This is a genomic window from Aquifex sp., from assembly GCF_056494385.1.
The window spans coordinates 1-19,045 of record NZ_JBSLZM010000048.1 but is presented as its reverse complement, the minus strand read 5'-3'; the positions used below and the strand labels follow the sequence as shown (position 1 = coordinate 19,045).

Genomic DNA, 19,045 nt, shown 5'->3' with positions numbered 1-19,045 from the left:
ATATGGCTGGCTTGGGCTGTGTATGTGAAGGAGGTTATAGATTACAGGAAGGCTTATGACTCTCTTAAGTTTATTCATACCACCTTTAAAGAACAGTTCTTTACCGAAAAGCTTTACCATGACATCGTTGCGAAGGGGTACCACGAGTACTCAAAGGTTCTTTACACCTCCTTTGAGAGGTTGTTTATAGACGGTATAGTTAACGGAACTTATACGGTTGTTCAACTATCTTCGGGTGTTCTTAAACTTATTCAAGTCGGTAAGCTGAACTGGTATGCGGTTGGTTTGGGAACGGGATTAACTATACTCGTTCTTATACTCCTTGGGATAATCCTTAGAGGAGGGATGTGATGGAGACACTGCTAAACGTTGCTATATTTCTGCCCCTTGTCGGTGCACTCCTGGTATCTATAATCAGGAACGAGCTCTTTGCGAAAATCAGTTCAATTATCATAGGTGGAGTTGTCGCGGTAATATCCCTGGTTCTGTTTCTATCCTTTGACTTTGAAAAAGCGGGATTCCAGTTTGAGACTTATGTTCCGTGGATAAAAACGCTCGGTATAGGTTATCACGTAGGTGTTGACGGGATGGCCGTATCCCTTATTCTAATGACTTCCCTCCTGTTTCTGGCAGCGTATATATGGTCCTGGAAAATAGAAGACAGACCTGTTTTATACTTTGCACTCTTCCTCGCCCTTGAAACCGCATGTATAGGTGTTTTTGCAGCTCTTGACCTCTTTCTCTTCTACCTCTTTTGGGAAGGTATGCTCATCCCCATGTACTTCATAATAGGTTTCTGGGGACACGACAGGAAGGTTTATGCCGCTAATAAGTTCTTCTTATACACATTTTTCGGTTCTCTCTTTCTGCTCCTCGGTATAGCTTCAATACTCGTTTACGGATACTTTGAAACGGGAAAGATATCCTTTGATTACTTTTTCCATCTCAGGCTTGATTATCCCCTCTGGCTTGAGCTGATAGCCTTCCTTCTTTTCGGTCTCGGTTTTGCGGTAAAGATACCCATGTGGCCCTTCCATACCTGGCTACCCGATGCTCACGTTGAAGCTCCAACCGCGGGTTCCGTAATTCTTGCAGGTGTTCTTCTGAAAATGGGAACCTACGGTTTCGTAAGGTTTTCCCTTCCCTTCTTTCCGGAAGCTTCAAAGTATTACATACCCCTTATATTTACCCTTAGCGTTGTGGCGGTTATATACGCCGCTATGATGGCGATAGCCCAAACCCATATGAAAAGACTAATAGCCTACTCTTCAATATCCCATATGGGACTCGTCACGCTCGGTACTTTTGCTATGAACACGGATGCCCTGAACGGAGCCATATACCTCATGATTGCCCACGGGCTTTCCTCCGCGGCTTTATTCCTAGGAGCGGGTTTTATATACGACAGGATACACTCCTACCACATGGATGACCTGGGGGGTCTTGCGAGATACATTCCTTACTTCACCTTTGCCTTCTTCCTTTCGGTTCTCGTAGGAATAGCTTTCCCCGGATTTGCAAGTTTTGTTTCCGAGTTCCTCATACTTCTCGGAACCTTTAAAGAACATCCTATATGGGCTTTTGTAGCCGGAACGGGTATGGTTCTCGGAGCGGCATACTCCCTCTATATGTTTAAAAGGGTTATGCTGGAGGAGGATACAATCCCCGAAGAGAGAAAGGAAAAGTGGCAAAAGCTTAAGGACCTTGAGTTTCATCACGCTATACCCTTTGCCCTTATAATAGCCCTCGCTCTGATAATGGGTGTATACCCTTACCCCTTTGTCAAGATTGTTGAACACACCTCAAAACTCGTTTTCGGAGGTTAAGCCTTGAACTGGAACGCAGTTCTTCCCGAACTCATACTTTCCCTGGGCATCCTTGCTGTCTTCGTTCTTGAGTTATTCCTGGAGAGAAAGCATTACAAGTTTTTAAGCCTTCTTGCCTTTGCTTTTGTCGTTATCTCGGGATATTCGGTATTCTTCGTAAAGTATCCCGCCTCCGTATTTTTTGGAGGTTTTTCTGTAGATTTACTAACGCTCATAGGAAAGCTTTTCGTCCTTGCAGTTACGGGACTTGTTCTTCTTTCTTCATATGACTACTTCTCAAAGAAGAACTCCGCATACGGGGAGCTTCCTTACCTCTACCTTATAGCGACCCTCGGACTTATGGTTATGCTTTCTTCGGACAACTTAGCCATTATCTTTACAGGTCTTGAACTTGCATCCATAACTATGTATATACTTGTCGGACTCTTCAGAAAAGAATACTTATCAAAGGAGGGAGCCTTTAAGTATCTCGTTATAGGAACCACGGGAACGTCTATGTATGCCCTCGGTTCCGCTCTTGTTTACGGCTCAACGGGAAGCCTTAAGATATCTCCCGTTCAAGGAGAAAACACTTTATTTGCTCTCGGGATACTACTCATAATTTCCGCTTTAGCTCTTAAGGTTTCTTCCGTTCCCTTTCACTTTTGGACACCCGATGCATACGAAGGTGCACCGACACCGACAACCGCATACCTCTCAACAGTCCCTAAAATAGCTATGTATTTCCTATTTGTTAAGCTCACACTCGGTATGTTCTCCTCCTTCCCCGACTGGAAGTATATCGTTATGGTTCTTGCAGTTCTTTCAATGTTCTACGGAAATATAGTAGCTTACGCTCAGAAATCCGTAAAAAGGCTTCTTGCTTACTCCTCAATAGCCCACGCGGGATACTTCTTGACAGCACTTACTACGGTTGATAAACATATGTTTACAGCTCTACTCTTTTACGTTTTCGTTTACGCCCTTGCAACCCTCGGAGCTTTCTCGGTTTTATCAATCTTGGAAAAAAGGGAAGGGTGGACCCATCACTTCCTTGACTTTAAAGGTCTCGGAAAGGAGAGTCCCATTCTTGCGATTATGCTTTCCTTCTTCCTATTTGCGTTGATAGGTATTCCTCCCGCGGCCATATTCCTAGGTAAGCTGGGAATCTTCTTCGGTCTTGTGAAGGCAAAATATCTATTCCTCGGAATACTCTTTGCGGTTGCAAGCCTCGTATCCGCAGGCTATTACCTTAAGGTAATCGTCTACATGTTCCTACAGGAAGGTTCCGAGAGGTTCGGTAAGGCTGAAGTTTCCGCGGGAGAGGCTTTTACCATTCTTATATCTGCTTTTCTTGTCGTTTTCTTTGGTCTTTATCCGGAGGTTGTTATAAGCTACCTTCTCCGCGCCTTCTCTTAATATAACTTTTTATGAACACCGTAATAATACTGGCTGCAGGAGAAGGAAGGAGAATAGGTTTCAGAAAACAGTTTGCGGAGCTCTGCGGGAAGCCTTTATTTATGCACTCCCTTGAGAAGGTTCTTGACCTATTTGAGGAGGTTATTCTCGTTCTTCCTCAGGATTACATAGACCGTGTTAATGTTCACCCTAAGGTTAAGAAAGTTGCGGGAGGAAAAGAGAGGCAGGAGTCGGTCTTTAACGCACTTTTGAAGGCAAAGGGGGATATTGTTGTTATTCACGATTCCGCTCGTCCCCTTGCAGAAAGAAAGTTATTCCTCGAGGTTATGAGCCTGGGGGAGTTTGACGGAAAGGTTGTTGCTTGTCCTGCAAGGGATACCTTAAAAGAAGTTGTTGAGGGTAAGGTTATAAAGACTGTGAACCGTTCCCTAATCTGGCACGCACAAACTCCTCAGGCGTTTAAAAGAGAGGTCCTCTTTGAGTGTCATATGAGGGCAAGGGCAGAGGGATTTGTCGGAACGGACGATGCATCGCTCCTTGAGAGATACGGTTACAGGGTGGGCGTGGTTGAGGGAAGCTACTGGAATGTAAAAATTACATATAAGGAAGACCTTGAGTTTGTAAGGAAAATCCTCTGCGGTTCCTAACCTGTTTCTTCCGCCTTCTCAAATTGGGGACAGGCGTCTTCGGGAGGAATCTCTTTCGGGAACTCCTCCTTATACTCGTTATGATATCCACAAACAAAACACTGAATTTCAACAAGATACCCTTCGTGCATGTGTCCTATATCCCATCCGCACAGGGGACACTCACCCTCCTGGGCTCTAAGAACCTCACTTAATCTACTTCCATCCTGAAGGTAGTTCAGAACCCTCTTTACCTTCTTTATGGCTTCCTTAACCTCGTAGGAGTTCCACTCCGCACCGCAGTCAAGACATCTGAACTCCGCATAAGTTCCTTCTCTCAGAAGCTTTATAACGTCTTTAGAACCACACCTGTCGTCTATACATACCGCTCCTATCTCTTTTGTGGTAAGTTTATCAAGAATTTTATAAACGGTTTCCTTATCAAGCTTCATCGGGACATCGTAAGCCCTGTATCCGCAACACTCACAAATAGCCTCAACCCTCGGGTAGGGTTCCATATACTCGCAAACCCTCAGGGCTATTCTCTTACACGCAGGACACAGTTCCCTGTGCTGAAGGCAGAACCCGTTCATACTTGTTCCTCCAAGTTTTCTATTACTTTAATAATATCCTCTAACGGGGTTTCTCTATCAACCTTCAGAATTACGTTTTTCGCATCAATTTCACCGACCGCTATCTTAGGAATCTCATCAAACCATTTAAAACCTTCCAAAATAACTATATCGCATTCCCTAAAAAACTTTCCTACAACCTCAAGAGGATCAAAGCTTCCCTTTTCCCAGTAGGTTAGTCTATCGGGTGAAAGAAGAGCAAGCTTCTCAACGAGTTTTGATACTCTGTTAGTATCCGAACCCTCTTTATCCGTAACCCCGTGGCCTTTGGGGTCATGCTTTACGTAACACACTTTATAACCCTTTTCCTTTAGCTTTGGAATAAGCCTTTCTATAAGTGTTGTCTTTCCCGCGTTGTGATGACCGACAACTGCAAAAACTTTCATAGAAAAATATTAAACATGTTAGTTCTAAGAACCTTCGGTCTTGAAGAAGACTTTATAAAGGAAAGACTAAAGGGTCTTAGATACGAACTCAAAAGCTCCCTTGAGGGCGTTGACATACTTCTTTTAAATGAAAAGGATAAGGAAGAGGTAAAAAAGCGCTTAGAAGGTTTCGTTTATGCGGAGGGAGGGGAGTCTATAGAATACGTTCTCGGGAAAGCCCTGAAGGAGAGAGGTTTATCCCTCTCTACCGCTGAAAGTTGTACAGCTGGACTTCTTTCCGCAAGGATTGTTAACGTTCCGGGAAGTTCTGCTTACTTTTTCGGGGGCTTCGTTGTTTACTCAAACGAGATGAAGATGAGATACTTAAAGGTGAAGGAGGAAACCTTAAGAAGGTACGGAGCGGTTTCTTATAGGACGTGTTACGAGATGCTTAAAGGTCTGAAGAGTGAACTCAATACCGATTGCGGAGTTGCTATCACGGGTATAGCCGGCCCCGGCGGAACACCGACGAAACCCGAAGGCCTCACCTACATAGGCGTATACGTAAAAGACAAGGTAACAATCCTGAAAAGAGTTTTTAAGGCAGGAAGGAACGGAAACAGGTTTTTATCAACCCAAACAGCTATGTTTTACCTTCTTAAAATGCTCAAAAGGTTATAAGCTCTTCCTTTCCGAGCCAGAGCATAAATAACCTATCTAGACCTATTGAGCACCCGGCACACTCCGGCATGCTTTCGTGGGCTTTTATAAACTCCTCATCAAGGGGAAGTGCTCTACTTTCTGCTTCCTTCATTAGTCTCCTTCTTACTTCCTCAGGGTTTGTCTCTTCACTCCACCCGTTTGCAACTTCAACACCCTTGATGAACAGTTCAAACCTTTCCGCATAGCCATCTTTAACCTTTGCAAGAGCGGATAGCCTTGCGGGAAAGTCCGTTAAAAAGGTCGGGAAGTCTTTCCCCAGGTCTTTCTCAACAACGATAAAAGCTCTGTAAAAAAGTGTCTCCCAGTCTTCGCTTTCCTCGTAATTTATCCCTTTTTTTCTCAAGATATCCTTTAGCTTTTCTTCCTCTTCGGGTATAAAGCTCCCGAACCTTCTCCTGAAAGCCTCTTCAACACTAATGACCTCAAATCTCTTAAAGCCAAAAAGTCTTTTGAGGAGTTGCTTTATCTCCTCTATTAAGTATCTGTAGTCACAACCTATAGCGTACCACTCAAGCATATGAAACTCAGTCCTGTGGAGCTTTCCCCATTCGTTGTTCCTAAACACCTTTGCTATCTGGAATATGTCCCTTTTATACTTTGCGAGAAGTTTCTTCATACTGTATTCGGGAGAGGTCTGGAGCCACTTTTTCTTTATTTGCCTCTCTTTTACGTATACAGAGAGGGGTTCAACGTTCGCATCAAGGTTTGGGAAATCAAGAAGGACGGGGGTTGAGACCTCGGTATATCCTTTTTCCTTGAAGAAAGACCTTATCTCGTTTATGAACTCCTCCCAGAGGGATAAAATGTTCATCAATCAAGCTTCCCGAGGTAAACGAGGAGCGCGGTTATCGCGGCCGGCGTTATCCCGTCTATTCTTGAAGCCTGTCCTACGGTTATGGGTTTAAACTTCTTCAGTTTTTCCCTCGCCTCGTTGGTAAGTCCGGGAACTTTGTCGTAGTCTATATCATCGGGAATTCTTACATCCTCAAGTTTTTTAAGCTTTTCGTTCAGCTTCCTTTCCCTTTCTATGTATGGTTCATACTTCAGCTGTATCTCTACCTCTTCCTTTACATACGGGTGTTCGGGAATTTCGTAACCGAATTTTTCCTTTACGTCTTCAAGGGTGTAGTTCATAGTCATAAGGGTTGCTACGTTATAGCTTCTCGTGTCCCCTCCTACCGCTACGCTTATCCGTTCTGTCTTGTAGAACTCTTTCCACTTTTCTATTTCTCTTTCAAGCTCCCTAACGAGCTTATACTGTTCTTCGGAAAGAAGACCGAGCTCCCTTCCCAGCTTTGCGAGTCTGAGTATAGCGTTATCCTGTCTTATGTACAGCCTGTATTCGGAACGTGATGTAAAGAGCCTGTAAGGTTCCGTCACACCCTTTGTCGTTAAGTCGTCTATCATCACACCTATGTAGCTCTCATCCCTTCTGAGGTATATGGGCTCTTTTCCGAAGGCTCTGAGGGCTGCGTTTATTCCCGCAACTATTCCCTGTCCTGCAGCCTCTTCGTATCCCGTAGTTCCGTTAAAGTTTCCTGCGTGAAACAGTCCCCTAATCTTTTTTGTCTCAAGGGTCGGGAAAAGCTCGGTGGGCGGAACTACGTCATACTCTATAGCGTAAGCAGGTCTTATAAGAACTACATTCTCAAGGCCGGGTATTGAACGGTACATCTCCCACTGAACTTCTTCCGGCAGTGAAGTGGACAAACCGTTCGGGTATATCTCTATGGTGTCAAGGCCTTCCGGTTCTAAGAATATCTGGTGTCTCTCTTTGTCGGGGAACTTTACGATTTTGTCCTCTATGGAAGGGCAGTATCTCGGTCCTATACCCTTTATTAATCCGCCGTAAAGTGCGGTTCTGTGTAAGTTCTTCCTTATTATCTCGTGGGTTTTAGGTGTTGTATACGTTATCCAACAGTTTACCTGTTCCTTTCCGGGCTCAAACCAGTATGAGCCTACGGGCTCTGTCCAGAAGGAAAACTTCGGGGGGGGGTCATCCCCTGGGGCTACTTCAAGGGAAGAAAAGTCTATCGTTCTTTTATCAAGCCTTGCAGGTGTCCCCGTCTTAAACCTCATTAGCGGAAAGCCATGCCTTCTGTAGAACTCAGAAAGGCCTTCGCTTCTTGGTTCACCCAGTCTTCCTCCGGGAATCATCTTATCCCCTATGTATATAACGCCGTTTAGGAAAGTTCCCGTTGTGACTACTACCACTTTCGTTTTATACTCAACGCCTAAACTCGTTCTAACCGCTTCCACCTTCCCGTTTCTGACTATTATGTCTACGACCTCTTCCTGCTTTATGTAAAGGTTTTCTTGGTTTTCACAAACCTTCTTCATATACTCCCTGTATCTCTTCTTATCCGCTTGAGCCCTGGGAGATTGGACCGCCTTTCCCTTCCTCGTGTTTAACATCTTGAACTGTATACCTGTTTTGTCTATAGCCTTTCCCATCTCCCCGCCAAGGGCGTCTATTTCTCTAACGACTATTCCTTTTGCTATGCCCCCTATTGCGGGATTACAGGACATCTGTCCTATCGTATCCGCGTTGAGGACGAACATAGCTGTCTTTGCTCCCATTCTTGCGGATGCGAGTGCCGCTTCTATGCCCGCGTGTCCGCCTCCTATTACGACAACGTCAAACTCGTCAACAACCATAGCCATAGCAATTAATACAATTTAAGCTTATGAATAAACTTAAGGTAGGATTCATATGCACAGGAAACTCGGCAAGGAGCCAGATTGCCGAAGGCTTCGCAAAATACTACGTCGAGAAGCTCGGAAAAGAGGTTGAGGTCTATTCCGCAGGCTCCAATCCATCCGGATACGTTCACCCCCTTGCAATAAAAGTGATGGAAGAAAAAGGAATAGACATATCAAACCAGTTTTCAAAATCCCTCGAAGAGATTCCACTTAACGAGCTGGATTACGTTATAACCCTTTGCGGTGATGCCAACGAAACCTGTCCCGTTGTTCCGGGAGCAAAGAAAATTCATTGGCCTATTCCGGACCCGGCAAAGGAAGGAACAGAGGAAGCCTTCAGAAAGGTAAGGGACGAGATAGAAAGAAGAGTGGTGGAACTACTAAAAAACTTATAAAGCTCTACTCAAGTTTTATGATAATAATTATTGACAATTTTTATAAACGGATTATAATAAAATTTTGTATACAAAAAAACTATGGAGGTAGTGAATGAGATACTTTCTCATAGGAACGACGATAGCTCTCGCGGGTCTTCTTGTAGGAGGTGGGGTAGGTTCTTACTTCACCTCAAGTAAGCTTTTAAAACAGTTCCAAAACATACCGGGCTCTCCCATTATACTTAACGCTGTTTACGACAAGGAGAAGCACCTTATAACCTATACGATCTCAAACCCCGGAACCACACCTTTAACGATAGTTGAGAAGGATTTTGTATTTAAGCCCGGCAAGGAAAGTAAGGAGAAGAAATACGTCCTTTCAAACATACCTGCAAACATAACGATACCCCCTTTAAGTGTTCTTGCGGTTCAGTTAAAGCTGAAGGAAGGAACCGAAAAGTTAAAAGTTGGGGACTTGGTAATAGCAACATTCACCTACAAACACCCCCTTTCACGGGACCTTTATACCGTTGTTCACAGGTTTGAGTATACGGGAAACAAGGAGAAAAAGGAGGAAGGTAAATGAATGCACAGAGCGTAGTTCAGTGGCTCTTAATAATATCCCTTGCGGTTCTACTCACGTTAACCTTTACGGGGTTTTTTGTATCAACCCTCGTTCTTGCCTTAACGCCTGAAGGTCTTGCTTTCCTTTTCGGATTTTTGGGGGCTCTCGTTTTTGCAAACAAACTCATTTTCGGATACGGGAGTTTTCTCTTAACCGCAGAGGCTTTTCTTGCAAACAAAGAGATTGACAGGAGAGAGCTATCCAGGAAGACGGAAGAACCCAAGGAGAGAACCGAGAATCTTTCCATTCCCTCCCTTCTTATGCTTTGGCTTCATAACCTTGATTACTACAAATACGCCTATTACGGAATCTTTACCCTTCTTTTAATACTTACCTTCCTCTCAAAGTTTAACCTTCTGGGAAGTCTCATTATAGGAAACTACCTTGAGGGAGCATTTTGGGGTGCTTCCGTAGTTACACTCTTTGTGTTTGCCCTTGAGATTACCTCGGGATACCTTCTGAACAAGATACTTGAAGAAACGGGAGAGGTTTAAAAACGCTCAGGGAGGTGGGGCTTTCTTTTCGGAGGGGCTTTTTTTGCAAAAATACACGGAGGTGGAAGTATGATTATTACGAAAGAACATGCCCTTGCTTTACTTAAAGTAAAGGAAGCCAAAGAAAGGGAAGAAGCTTATAAGGTATCAGAAGAAGTAAGGGAAAGAGAGGTTTTCACGGAACTTGAGTTCCAAAACCTCGTTAGACTTGAAAAACCCTTTGAGTATGCCCTCACCTACTGGGGAGAGGCACTCGTTGAGATAATCCAATCAATGGAAAAGGAAGGGTACATAACGCATCCGGAAAAGTGGGATGAACACTTCAGGTGGATAGGCTCGGAAGTCATAACGATGATTTACTCAACACTTATGAACGACGGGAAACCGGGAAAGCTTATAGAAAAAGCCCTTGAGGAGAGGGGATTTTTAACCGAGGTTGAAGAAGAAAAGAAGGGTAGGTATAAGACTCTGAACGATTACGCAAAGAGGATATACGAGATTTACACGGAAATAACACCGAGACTTGAGATAAGTAAGGAGCTTGCACAGTATATAAGAAGCATGCCTCCTGGGCCTGCAGAAAAGAGCATGCTTCCCGAAGGAAAGCACTTCCCCCTCTTACTTGAATCAATGAGGTTGATAGCCTTTTCCTTGAACTCAGATGTCTACAGTCTGACAGGACTCGGTCAAGCTGTGGAAAAAGCTTTAAGGGAAATGCCCTTCAGCCTTGATGTATTAATCTCGGAAGATATACTTGAGGATTTTGTAAGAGCCTTGGACGAAGGAATTGATGCTCTTCCCGATGCGGGTAAAGAAGTTATGTTCGCCCTGGCACTTTTTGACGATAAAGGAAACCTTCTTCCCGCCGGAGAAAAACTTTTAGAGGTTTACAAACTCTGGAAAAAGAAGAGTTATCCCTTCCATAGAACCTTCAACCTTGAGGTGTTTGAGGAAGAAATACTCAAAACTATAGACCAGCTACTGAGAAAGCATGAAGAAAAAGCAGGTACCCTTCCAACAAAAGAGGAGATAGTAAGGGAAATGTTCTTAAGACCCCTGAAAGAGTATAAACACCTTGTTGAGTATTACGGAAGGAAGATAAACCAAGACTTTAACTACAAGAAGAAAGAGGAGATTAAGAAGAAGTTTGAGGAGTTAAAGACGGTTGAAGAACTCTTTAAGCATTTCTACGAAAAAGGGGGAAAGTGGCACAAGAAAATGATGGATTTGGTAAGTGAAGCTTTATACTCCCTTGAATCCTTTGACCTAATAACTACAAAGCTAACGGAGAAGGGAGAGCTTTACTATGTTCCTACGGAGTACGGGAAGAAAGTTCTTGAAGACCTTGAAAAACACGGAGTAAGGGATATAACCGCAACCGGTGTTAAAGCCGTAACGATAACAAAAAGAGAGTTCATAGCACCTAATTACGAGTGGTATAAGCAAGCGGTTAGTGAGGTTCTCGTAAGGAGCGGTGCACCCACTGACAGCGGAAGGCTTTTCTCGGAACTCGCTTACACCATAAAGAGAAAGCCTCACCTTACGAGATTTGAGCTTATGGTTCTTCACAAAATACCCAACGCGGGAATGTTCCTGAGTGAACTTTTCAACGAGTTTGAGGATGTAATGAGGGAAGAGGTTCATCTTGCGGTTGAAAAGCTCCAAGCGAGGGGCTTCCTTGAGGTTCTACCTAACGAAGGACTCGTTCTAACAAAAGCAGGAAGACTTATAAAGGAAGCAGTATCTTCTATCCCAGAAGGCCTTAGCAACCCTATAAACCCCTTTATGTTTAGAATAGTTGAGGCTATAGCTAAGGTAGGAAACCTATACGTTAAAGAAGAAAAGGTTAGAATACTTCCGAAACAGTTTGAAGAGGTTGAGAAACTAACGGGCCTTGACCACGAAACCTTTCTTAATGAGCTCTCACTTCTCAGACTAATAGGTATAGTTGGCCAAAATTCCTTACACAGCTCGGGATTGAAGCTCATAGAAGCGGTGAAAGACATACAAAGGGAAGCTTTATCAGAGCTTTAAGCCTTCCTTTTTTAAAATTTTTTTTAATGAAACCCGTTATACAGTTTTCAAAGCTCTACGAGGTAAAAAAACTTCTGAGGAAAACGAGGCTTCATACGGTATGTGAAGAATCAAGATGTCCGAATATATCCGAGTGTTTCGGAAATAAAACAGCTACTTTTATGATTCTTGGAACTCACTGCACACGCAGGTGCGCTTTCTGTAACGTTGAGAAGGGATTTCCCCGGAGAGTTGACCCGGAAGAGCCCTATAGACTCCTTGAAGCTGTAAAAACCCTTGGGCTTAAATACGTTGTAATAACGTCCGTTACGCGGGACGACTTACCCGACGGTGGAGCTTCCCACTTTGCAAAGTGTATAAGGGTTCTTAAGGAAAACATTCCTGACGTAAAAGTTGAAGTTCTAATTCCCGACTTCAGAGGGAGTAAAGAGGCACTTGAAACGGTTTTACGGGAAAAGCCGGTAGTTTTAAACCATAACGTTGAAACGGTCCCGAGACTGTATCCCCGTGTAAGAATAGGGGCAAGCTACGAAAGGAGCCTAAAAATCCTTAAGTGGAGTAAAGAACTGGATAAAAGCATTCTAACTAAATCCGCTCTAATCCTCGGATTCGGAGAGAAGAAGGAAGAAGTTATAAAGGTAATGGAGGATTTAAGAAGAGTAGACTGTGATTTTCTGGTTATAGGTCAGTATTACCAGCCCTCCCTAAAACATCATCCTGTTATCAAATACTACGCCGAGGAGGAATTCAGGGAGTTTGAGGAAATAGCTTACCAGCTTGGTTTTAAGTTTGTCGTCAGTAAGCCTAACGCACGGAGCTCCTATAAAGCCTTTGAGAGTTTACTCAATAAATAGTTTTCAAGTTCAAAGAACTTCTTTTCCTCCTCCCCTCCCCTTTCGTGGTCGTATCCGAGCAGGTGAACAATCCCGTGAATGAGAAGTCTTTTCATTTCTTCGTCTAAAGTGTGACCGAGTTCCTTTGCCTGTTTTTCCGTGGTATCTTGAGATATGACTATATCCCCTAAAATTCTTAAACCGTTTACGGTTTCGTTCAGAGGAAAGGATAACACGTCCGTAGGTTTGTCTTTCCCTCTGTAGGTTTTGTTAAGCTCTCTTATTTCCTCGTCGTCCGTTATATAAACGGAAAGTTCAACTCCCTGAAGGTTTAAAACGTGAAGGGCCTCAAGGGCCCAGCGTTTTATATCACTCTTCCTTACCTTCCGTTTCTTCAGTTTTACCAGAACCCTGTTCCCTCTTCTTTTCGTATTCCTCATAAGCGTTTATTATCTTAGCAACTATGGGGTGTCTTACAACGTCCGTTTGTTTAAAGAAGATAAACTCTATCCCTTCTATTCCCCTTAGAACTTCCATAGCCTCTATGAGGCCGGATTCTTTCTTTTTAGGTAGGTCTATCTGGGTTACGTCTCCCGTTATGACCGCCTTTGAACCGAACCCTATCCTCGTAAGGAACATCTTCATCTGATCCTTGGTTGCGTTTTGGGCCTCGTCAAGTATTATAAAAGCATCGTTAAGGGTTCTTCCCCTCATGAAGGCAAGGGGAGCAATCTCTATTATGTTTCTCTCAAGCATGTAGTTAGCCTTATCGTAATCAACCATATCGTATAGTGCGTCGTAAAGTGGTGTAAGGTATGGGTGAACCTTTTCCGCTATAGTTCCCGGAAGGAATCCGAGCTTTTCCCCAGCTTCAACCGCGGGCCTTGTGAGAATAATCTTGTTAACCTTTCCCTCTTTTAGATGTTGAAGTGCCATAGCCATGGCAAGATAGGTCTTTCCCGTTCCGGCGGGTCCTATACCGAAAACTATATCGTTCTTCTTTATGGCTTCAACGTATTTCTTTTGGGTTTCCGTCTTTGGAACGATTGCCTTCTTTCTGTGGGTTATAAGAATCACTTCTTCCTCAAGCTCTTCCTTCTTTTTTCCTTCCTGCTCCTCAATCCTGTAGGCTTCTATGCTACTTAAAAACTGCTTTGCATACTCCTTTACGTCCTCAGCTGTAAGTCTTTCATGCTCCATACGTTTCATAACGGCACTTAGAAATCCGATAAAGGTTCTTACCTTATCCTCTTCCCCCTTAACTATAAGCTCCGTTCCCCTGGGAACTATCCTTACATCAAAAAACCTAGTAAAGAACTTTACATTTTCATCTCCCCTTCCTACTATCGCGTAAAACCTTTCGTCGTATCTTCCTAAATCAATCCTTTCCTCAACAAGAACCTTAGCCATGTATATAAATTTACTTAATTTAACTCAAAAAACTATTGATTTGAAGTGTAAACGTGTGGACTGTGAAAGTTGGGTGTTAACATAATAGCAATTATGTTAACCTTCCTTCAACTCCCTTATACCTTTCAGGGTATAGTGGAAAAAGGATAAAACTACAAAAAACAGAGTTATAGTTTCCAGCAAGGAGAGAAGTTTATGAAGAAGGGGTGAATATATCACGTTTATAAATGCTGTGATTGTTAAACATAGGGAAACGAATAAGGTGGTGAGCTTACCGTAAATGGAAGGAGAGGGTATTACTTTCCTTCTTAGGAGAAGTATTCCACCGAGAACAAGGAAGATATCTCGTATTAATAAGAGTATAAAAACGTAAGAGCTTATCTTTACCTTTGAGAGGAATGTATAAGAAAATAGCGAAAATGTTGTAAAAAATTTATCTCCAAGTGGGTCAAGGATTTTTCCAACGCTTGTTTCCTTTTTCAGTTTTCTTGCAAGGTACCCATCAAGAAAGTCTGTAAGTGCAAGAAAAACTATCAGAAAAAAGGTAAGTGAATACTTTTCTTTCAATACAAGCACAGGAATTAGCGGTGCCAGTATAATCCTAAAGACGCTTAGGGTATTCGGAATGTTCATATATTATCCGCATAACTTTCTTAAATACCTCTTCAAGCCTCATATTGGTGGTGTCAATAATTATCGCATCTTCCGCAGGCCTGAAAGGATACTTAGGTCTCTCCGTATCCCTCTTATCTCTTTCAAGGATTTTTTGTAAAACTTCTTCGTAAGAGACATCGATTCCCATTTCCCTGAGTTGCTCGTATCTCCTTTTAGCCCTTTCTTCCGGAGAAGCGGTTATGAATATCTTTACGTCTGCCTCGGGAATTATATGTGTTCCCGCGTCTCTTCCCTCAACAACCATTTGTTTTTCGTTTATTATCTCCCTAAACAGTTTGTTTATTCTTTCCCTGAACTCGGGAATAGCTCCCAGTTCCGAGGCCCTTTTCCCTACTTCTTCCGTTTTTAGTAAGCTTTCATCCAACTCTTTTCCGTAAAATCTAATTGTGGTTTTACCTACCTCAGGGTTCACCTCAAAGTTTTTTTTAAAAACTTCCCTAAAATTTTCAAGAGGAATGTTTTCCCTAAGGGATATAAAGGCTAAAGCCCTGTAAACAAGGCCGGTTTCCAGATAAGGTATTCCCAACTTCTCGGAAATATACTTTGCCACCGTGCTTTTCCCGCTTGCGGATGGACCGTCTATCGCTATCTTCATATCAGGTAATGAATATATCATCTTCTCCCGATACGCTTTCGCTGCTTATACCTTTTAGTCTGAGTTCAAGATCTGCAGGTCTCCTTGCGTATAGAAGTGCGGTATCAAGGTCTATCAATCCCCTTTTATATAGCTCTTCAAGGTGCTGGTCAAAGGTTTGAGAGCCGTAAACAGACTTTCCTTTTTCTATAAGTTCGGGAATGTCGTGAAGCCTGTTTTCCAGAATGGCTTCCTTTATAGCTTGCGTCATAATCATAATTTCAACTGCCGGAACCTTTCCTCCACCCTTTCTGGGGATTAACCTCTGGGAGTAAACCGCTATAAGAGTGGATGCAAGCATCTGTCTTATCTGTTCCCTGTGTTCTAACGGAAACATTCCGACGAACCTGTTAATAGTTTCTACAGCATCGAGAGTGTGAAGGGTTGAGAAAACCAGGTGTCCGGTTTCCGCAGCGTGCAGTGCTGTCTTTGCAGTTTCGGGATCTCTAATCTCACCAACCATTATAACGTCAGGGTCTTCTCTCAGTGCGGCTCTAAGGCCGAGGAAAAAGCTATCCGTATCCCAACCGACTTCTCTCTGAATAATAAAGGACATTATATCCTTGAAAAGGAACTCTATCGGATCCTCAATCGTTATTATCACCTTCCTGAAACGCTTATTAATCTCGTTAATAATAGCCGCAAGTGTTGTTGATTTTCCGGAGCCGGTGGGTCCCGTAACGAGAATAAGTCCCGCTGAGTGTTTTAAAGCTGTTTGGAGCATTACAGGAGGTAAGTTAAGTTTTTTGAATTCGGGTATTTCAAAAGGAATGACTCTAAGAGCTATACCGTAGGTTCCTCTCTGTTTGTAGAGGTTTACCCTGAACCTTGATACCTTTGGTATAGAGTAGGAAATGTCAACCTGACCTTCTTCCTCAAGCTCTTTCCTCTTTTTGGGTTGATTTTTCAGTATGTCATTTATAAAGATTTCAAAAAGTTCCACGGAAATAGGAGGAAACTCCTCAAGGGTCTCTAAACCGTTTGGGGTCCTTATTACGGGTTTAGAACCTACCTTCAGGTGAATATCGCTCGCTTTATTCTCCAGTGCCTTCTTCAGTATCTGGTCTAACAAGTCCTGCCACCTCTCTCACTTTTCTTTCTATTTCCTCAAGCATTTCAGGGTGTTCAAGTAGGTATTTTTTAGCTTGCTCCCTTCCTTGCCCCAGTCTTTTATCCCCATAACTATACCAGGAACCGCTCTTTGTAATAACTCCGAGGTTTGCAGCAGTTTCTATTATGTCACATATCCTGCATATTCCCTCTCCGTATATAACGTCAAACTCTGCTTCCTGGAACGGGGGAGCCAGCTTGTTCTTAACAACCCTTACCTTTACCCTGTATCCCTTTTTCTCCCCTCCTTCTTTAACGTCGCCGAGTCTTCTCACCTCAAGCCTCATATCCGAGAAAAACTTTAAAGCCCTTCCACCGGGTGTGGTTTCGGGATTTCCGAACATTACACCTATCTTTTCCCTTATCTGGTTTATGAATATGAGTGCGGTGTTACTTCTATGGACAGCACCTTTTAGTTTCCTAAGGGCTTGGGACATCAGCCTTGCCTGTTTGCCCACCTGGGCTTCGCCCATTTCACCTTCAAGCTCGTCCTTAGGAACGAGAGCCGCTACAGAGTCAACGACTATAACGTCAACCGCCCCGCTGTTTATAAGACTTTCCGCTATCTCAAGGGCTTGTTCTCCGTAGTCCGGTTGGGATATGTAGAGGTTATCAACGTCAACACCCAACTTCTTAGCGTATTTGGGGTCAAGTGCATGCTCCGCATCAATGAATACCGCTACCCCTCCCCTCTTTTGTGCTTCCGCTATAACGTGAAGTGCGAGGGTTGTTTTTCCCGAGCTTTCAACACCGAATATCTCCGTTATTCTCCCTTTCGGGATTCCTCCAACTCCCGTAGCAATGTCAAGGGATATGGAACCTGTAGGTATAGCTTCAACCTCAACGGTCTCAACAGCTTTAAGGGGCATAACGGCCCCTTTACCGAAACGCTTCTCAATACTGCTTAGTGCTACTTCAAGAGCCTTCATCTTCTCAGATAAGTTCTCAGAAACCCTGGCCATCTATTACACCTCCACAACTCTGGGAACTACAAAAAATCCGTTTTCCCTTTCGGGAGCATTCATAAGAGCCCTTTCCCTGTCAAGGGAGAGCTTGGGTTCGTCCTCCCTCATAGGAGTTGTTTCTGAAGAAAGTATAAAGGGTTCTACACCTTCTGTGTTAACCTCGTTCAGCTTGTTTACGAAATCAAGTATATCCCCGAGCTGTTTCTGGAAAAGCTCTACTTCCTCTTCCGTTAACTTCAGTCTTGCTAGGTGTGCTATCTTTAAAACCCAATTCCTGTTAACCATTATGAAATATAAATTATATAATCTAAAGCAGATGCAAGTGTTTATATGAGAATAATCAAGAATATTGAGTATTAAGTTGTTAAATTAAGTCTTATGAGGGTTGAAGCAAGGTGGTGGCAAAAAACAGAAGACGGGAAGGTTGAGTGTTACCTCTGTCCGGTAAGCTGTAAGCTGAAGGAAGGGGGGGTAGGCTCTTGCGGCGTAAGGGTTAATATCGGAGGAAAATTATATACATTTACCTACGGTTCTCTTGTATCCGCCGCTATAGACCCTGTTGAAAAGAAACCCTTATTTCACTTCCTTCCCGGACATAGAACGTTAACGATAGCAACTCCGGGTTGCAACCTTCACTGCAAGGGTTGTCAGAACTGGGAAATATCCCAGGTTCCGAAGGGAGAAGTGTTTAAGAATAGGTTTTATGACGAAACATTTGTTCCTCCCGAAATCATAGTTGAAAAAGCAGTTGAGCACGGATGTGACAGCATATCTTACTCCTATTCTGACCCAACAATCTTTGCGGAATACATGATTGACGTAGCCAAAAAGGCAAAAGAGGCAGGGCTAAAAAACATTATGGTAACCGCGGGATTTATAAATCCCGAACCCCTTGAAGAAATAGACAAGTATATGGATGCATACAGCATAGACCTTAAGTTCTTTGACGATAAAGCTTACAGAGAGTATTCAAAGGGAAGGCTACAACCCGTTCTTGAAACGATAAAATACGTCTTCAAAAAAGGAAAGTGGGTAGAACTCACAACCCTTATAGTTCCAAAGTATTTGACGGAGGAACAGATAAAGAAGATTGCGGAATGGATAGGGAATGAGCTTGCCCCCTGGGTTCCCTGGCATCTATCAAGATTCTTCCCCCATTACAAGGCCACTGACTTGCCTCCCACACCTGTTGAAGAACTTATAAAGGCTTATAACATAGGAAAAAAAGCAGGGCTTGAATACGTATTCGTCGGAAACCTTCCGGGAAACGATTACGAAAGTACCTACTGTCCCGAATGCAGAAACACGGTTATAGGAAGAACAGGATACTTTATTACTGAAATAAACCTAAAGGGGGGTAAGTGTAATAAATGCGGATACGAAATTAAAGGAGTCTGGGAAAAGAACCCCGCCTTCGGCGGGGTTTAAAGGAATTTTTTAGAAGTTATAGAAGATAGAGAGGGTTACGTCGGTATAGGAGTCATCTCCTTGAAGATTTCTATTGTTTATATCGTCTATCTTTACACTGTCCACAGCAAGGGATATTCTGTTTGTGGGACCTTTGATGTACCAGTTAACACCAATGCCCCATGTGGTTAATTTAGGCTTTTGATTA

General features: G+C 43.2%; 21 protein-coding genes and 1 pseudogene. 11 read left to right on the top strand and 11 right to left on the bottom strand.

The window, feature by feature from the left end:
• The 4 genes and pseudogenes from ACWB1W_RS03740 to ispD form a co-directional block, all read left to right on the top strand.
• A pseudogene (locus ACWB1W_RS03740) lies at positions 1 to 351 on the top strand (NADH-quinone oxidoreductase subunit L); the annotation flags it as partial.
• On the top strand, positions 351 to 1,826 hold the full coding sequence (locus ACWB1W_RS03735) for a complex I subunit 4 family protein (RefSeq protein ID WP_479370054.1): 1,476 nt from the start codon (positions 351 to 353) through the stop codon (positions 1,824 to 1,826). The pseudogene ACWB1W_RS03740 and the gene ACWB1W_RS03735, both read left to right, overlap by 1 nt.
• Positions 1,827 to 1,829: 3 nt before the next feature.
• A complete protein-coding gene (locus ACWB1W_RS03730) occupies positions 1,830 to 3,224 on the top strand; it encodes an NADH-quinone oxidoreductase subunit N (RefSeq protein WP_479370053.1) in 1,395 nt (464 codons plus the stop codon).
• An 11-nt stretch (positions 3,225 to 3,235) separates the two neighbouring features.
• Positions 3,236 to 3,871 (top strand): 2-C-methyl-D-erythritol 4-phosphate cytidylyltransferase, encoded by a 636-nt coding sequence (gene ispD, locus ACWB1W_RS03725; protein WP_479370052.1) that lies wholly within the window; start codon positions 3,236 to 3,238, stop codon positions 3,869 to 3,871.
• On the opposite strand, the gene ACWB1W_RS03720 is transcribed toward ispD, so the two are convergent.
• Entirely contained in the window at positions 3,868 to 4,443 is a 576-nt protein-coding gene (locus tag ACWB1W_RS03720; RefSeq protein ID WP_479370051.1) for a hypothetical protein, read from the bottom strand. The two genes, ispD and ACWB1W_RS03720, sit on opposite strands and share 4 nt — an antisense overlap.
• Positions 4,440 to 4,868, bottom strand: a complete 429-nt coding sequence (locus ACWB1W_RS03715; protein ID WP_479370050.1) for a molybdopterin-guanine dinucleotide biosynthesis protein B — start codon at positions 4,866 to 4,868, stop codon at positions 4,440 to 4,442. Before ACWB1W_RS03715 ends, ACWB1W_RS03720 begins: the two co-directional genes overlap by 4 nt.
• Positions 4,869 to 4,883: 15 nt before the next feature.
• Between ACWB1W_RS03715 and ACWB1W_RS03710 the strand changes: the two genes are divergently transcribed.
• Positions 4,884 to 5,528 carry a nicotinamide-nucleotide amidohydrolase family protein gene (locus tag ACWB1W_RS03710; protein ID WP_479370049.1) on the top strand — a complete coding sequence of 215 codons (645 nt, stop codon included), beginning with the start codon at positions 4,884 to 4,886 and terminating at the stop codon, positions 5,526 to 5,528.
• On the opposite strand, the gene epmA is transcribed toward ACWB1W_RS03710, so the two are convergent.
• Positions 5,515 to 6,381 (bottom strand): elongation factor P--(R)-beta-lysine ligase, encoded by an 867-nt coding sequence (gene epmA, locus ACWB1W_RS03705; RefSeq protein ID WP_479370048.1) that lies wholly within the window; start codon positions 6,379 to 6,381, stop codon positions 5,515 to 5,517. The two genes, ACWB1W_RS03710 and epmA, sit on opposite strands and share 14 nt — an antisense overlap.
• Positions 6,381 to 8,228 carry a tRNA uridine-5-carboxymethylaminomethyl(34) synthesis enzyme MnmG gene (gene mnmG / locus ACWB1W_RS03700; protein ID WP_479370055.1) on the bottom strand — a complete coding sequence of 616 codons (1,848 nt, stop codon included), beginning with the start codon at positions 8,226 to 8,228 and terminating at the stop codon, positions 6,381 to 6,383. The genes epmA and mnmG overlap by 1 nt, the downstream gene beginning before the upstream one ends.
• A 29-nt stretch (positions 8,229 to 8,257) precedes the next feature.
• Between mnmG and ACWB1W_RS03695 the strand changes: the two genes are divergently transcribed.
• From ACWB1W_RS03695 to lipA, 5 genes are all read left to right on the top strand, one after another.
• The gene (locus tag ACWB1W_RS03695; RefSeq protein WP_479370047.1) at positions 8,258 to 8,668 is read left to right on the top strand and encodes an arsenate reductase ArsC; all 411 of its coding nucleotides are present in this window, start codon (positions 8,258 to 8,260) and stop codon (positions 8,666 to 8,668) included.
• Between the two features lie 94 nt (positions 8,669 to 8,762).
• Positions 8,763 to 9,236: a hypothetical protein gene (locus tag ACWB1W_RS03690; protein WP_479370046.1), complete on the top strand. Its 474-nt coding sequence runs from the start codon at positions 8,763 to 8,765 to the stop codon at positions 9,234 to 9,236.
• Positions 9,233 to 9,769 (top strand): hypothetical protein, encoded by a 537-nt coding sequence (locus tag ACWB1W_RS03685; protein WP_479370045.1) that lies wholly within the window; start codon positions 9,233 to 9,235, stop codon positions 9,767 to 9,769. Before ACWB1W_RS03690 ends, ACWB1W_RS03685 begins: the two co-directional genes overlap by 4 nt.
• A 69-nt stretch (positions 9,770 to 9,838) precedes the next feature.
• On the top strand, positions 9,839 to 11,803 hold the full coding sequence (locus ACWB1W_RS03680; protein WP_479370044.1) for a DUF505 domain-containing protein: 1,965 nt from the start codon (positions 9,839 to 9,841) through the stop codon (positions 11,801 to 11,803).
• Positions 11,804 to 11,829: 26 nt separating this feature from the next.
• Positions 11,830 to 12,657 (top strand): lipoyl synthase, encoded by an 828-nt coding sequence (lipA, locus tag ACWB1W_RS03675; RefSeq protein WP_479370043.1) that lies wholly within the window; start codon positions 11,830 to 11,832, stop codon positions 12,655 to 12,657.
• On the opposite strand, the gene ybeY is transcribed toward lipA, so the two are convergent.
• The 7 genes from ybeY to gatC all read right to left on the bottom strand — a co-directional run bounded on the left by ybeY (position 12,624) and on the right by gatC (position 17,715).
• On the bottom strand, positions 12,624 to 13,076 hold the full coding sequence (gene ybeY / locus ACWB1W_RS03670) for an rRNA maturation RNase YbeY (protein WP_479370042.1): 453 nt from the start codon (positions 13,074 to 13,076) through the stop codon (positions 12,624 to 12,626). The two genes, lipA and ybeY, sit on opposite strands and share 34 nt — an antisense overlap.
• Positions 13,006 to 14,046, bottom strand: a complete 1,041-nt coding sequence (locus tag ACWB1W_RS03665; RefSeq protein WP_479370041.1) for a PhoH family protein — start codon at positions 14,044 to 14,046, stop codon at positions 13,006 to 13,008. Before ACWB1W_RS03665 ends, ybeY begins: the two co-directional genes overlap by 71 nt.
• A 96-nt stretch (positions 14,047 to 14,142) precedes the next feature.
• Positions 14,143 to 14,679: a CDP-alcohol phosphatidyltransferase family protein gene (locus ACWB1W_RS03660; protein WP_479370040.1), complete on the bottom strand. Its 537-nt coding sequence runs from the start codon at positions 14,677 to 14,679 to the stop codon at positions 14,143 to 14,145.
• Positions 14,648 to 15,316, bottom strand: coding sequence for a (d)CMP kinase (gene cmk / locus ACWB1W_RS03655; protein ID WP_479370039.1), 669 nt, complete (start codon positions 15,314 to 15,316; stop codon positions 14,648 to 14,650). The genes ACWB1W_RS03660 and cmk overlap by 32 nt, the downstream gene beginning before the upstream one ends.
• 1 nt (position 15,317) lies before the next feature.
• Entirely contained in the window at positions 15,318 to 16,427 is a 1,110-nt protein-coding gene (locus ACWB1W_RS03650) for a PilT/PilU family type 4a pilus ATPase (protein ID WP_479370038.1), read from the bottom strand.
• A complete protein-coding gene (recA, locus tag ACWB1W_RS03645) occupies positions 16,390 to 17,427 on the bottom strand; it encodes a recombinase RecA (protein WP_479370037.1) in 1,038 nt (345 codons plus the stop codon). Before recA ends, ACWB1W_RS03650 begins: the two co-directional genes overlap by 38 nt.
• 3 nt (positions 17,428 to 17,430) lie before the next feature.
• Positions 17,431 to 17,715 (bottom strand): Asp-tRNA(Asn)/Glu-tRNA(Gln) amidotransferase subunit GatC, encoded by a 285-nt coding sequence (gene gatC, locus ACWB1W_RS03640; RefSeq protein WP_479370036.1) that lies wholly within the window; start codon positions 17,713 to 17,715, stop codon positions 17,431 to 17,433.
• Between the two features lie 93 nt (positions 17,716 to 17,808).
• On the opposite strand from gatC, the gene amrS reads away from it, so the two are divergent.
• Positions 17,809 to 18,858 (top strand): AmmeMemoRadiSam system radical SAM enzyme, encoded by a 1,050-nt coding sequence (gene amrS / locus ACWB1W_RS03635; protein ID WP_479370035.1) that lies wholly within the window; start codon positions 17,809 to 17,811, stop codon positions 18,856 to 18,858.
• Positions 18,859 to 19,045: the final 187 nt, after the last annotated feature.

Excerpts from the sequence above, each read along its gene's own strand:
- ACWB1W_RS03735 (WP_479370054.1), top strand. The coding sequence starts at position 351 with ATGGAGACACTGCTAAACGTTGCTATATTTCTGCCCCTTGTCGGTGCA.
- ispD (WP_479370052.1), top strand. The coding sequence starts at position 3,236 with ATGAACACCGTAATAATACTGGCTGCAGGAGAAGGAAGGAGAATAGGT.
- ACWB1W_RS03720 (WP_479370051.1), bottom strand. The coding sequence starts at position 4,443 with ATGAACGGGTTCTGCCTTCAGCACAGGGAACTGTGTCCTGCGTGTAAG.
- ACWB1W_RS03715 (WP_479370050.1), bottom strand. The coding sequence starts at position 4,868 with ATGAAAGTTTTTGCAGTTGTCGGTCATCACAACGCGGGAAAGACAACA.
- ACWB1W_RS03710 (WP_479370049.1), top strand. The coding sequence starts at position 4,884 with ATGTTAGTTCTAAGAACCTTCGGTCTTGAAGAAGACTTTATAAAGGAA.
- epmA (WP_479370048.1), bottom strand. The coding sequence starts at position 6,381 with ATGAACATTTTATCCCTCTGGGAGGAGTTCATAAACGAGATAAGGTCT.
- mnmG (WP_479370055.1), bottom strand. The coding sequence starts at position 8,228 with ATGGTTGTTGACGAGTTTGACGTTGTCGTAATAGGAGGCGGACACGCG.
- ACWB1W_RS03695 (WP_479370047.1), top strand. The coding sequence starts at position 8,258 with ATGAATAAACTTAAGGTAGGATTCATATGCACAGGAAACTCGGCAAGG.
- ACWB1W_RS03690 (WP_479370046.1), top strand. The coding sequence starts at position 8,763 with ATGAGATACTTTCTCATAGGAACGACGATAGCTCTCGCGGGTCTTCTT.
- ACWB1W_RS03685 (WP_479370045.1), top strand. The coding sequence starts at position 9,233 with ATGAATGCACAGAGCGTAGTTCAGTGGCTCTTAATAATATCCCTTGCG.
- ACWB1W_RS03680 (WP_479370044.1), top strand. The coding sequence starts at position 9,839 with ATGATTATTACGAAAGAACATGCCCTTGCTTTACTTAAAGTAAAGGAA.
- lipA (WP_479370043.1), top strand. The coding sequence starts at position 11,830 with ATGAAACCCGTTATACAGTTTTCAAAGCTCTACGAGGTAAAAAAACTT.
- ybeY (WP_479370042.1), bottom strand. The coding sequence starts at position 13,076 with ATGAGGAATACGAAAAGAAGAGGGAACAGGGTTCTGGTAAAACTGAAG.
- ACWB1W_RS03665 (WP_479370041.1), bottom strand. The coding sequence starts at position 14,046 with ATGGCTAAGGTTCTTGTTGAGGAAAGGATTGATTTAGGAAGATACGAC.
- ACWB1W_RS03660 (WP_479370040.1), bottom strand. The coding sequence starts at position 14,679 with ATGAACATTCCGAATACCCTAAGCGTCTTTAGGATTATACTGGCACCG.
- cmk (WP_479370039.1), bottom strand. The coding sequence starts at position 15,316 with ATGAAGATAGCGATAGACGGTCCATCCGCAAGCGGGAAAAGCACGGTG.
- recA (WP_479370037.1), bottom strand. The coding sequence starts at position 17,427 with ATGGCCAGGGTTTCTGAGAACTTATCTGAGAAGATGAAGGCTCTTGAA.
- gatC (WP_479370036.1), bottom strand. The coding sequence starts at position 17,715 with ATGGTTAACAGGAATTGGGTTTTAAAGATAGCACACCTAGCAAGACTG.
- amrS (WP_479370035.1), top strand. The coding sequence starts at position 17,809 with ATGAGGGTTGAAGCAAGGTGGTGGCAAAAAACAGAAGACGGGAAGGTT.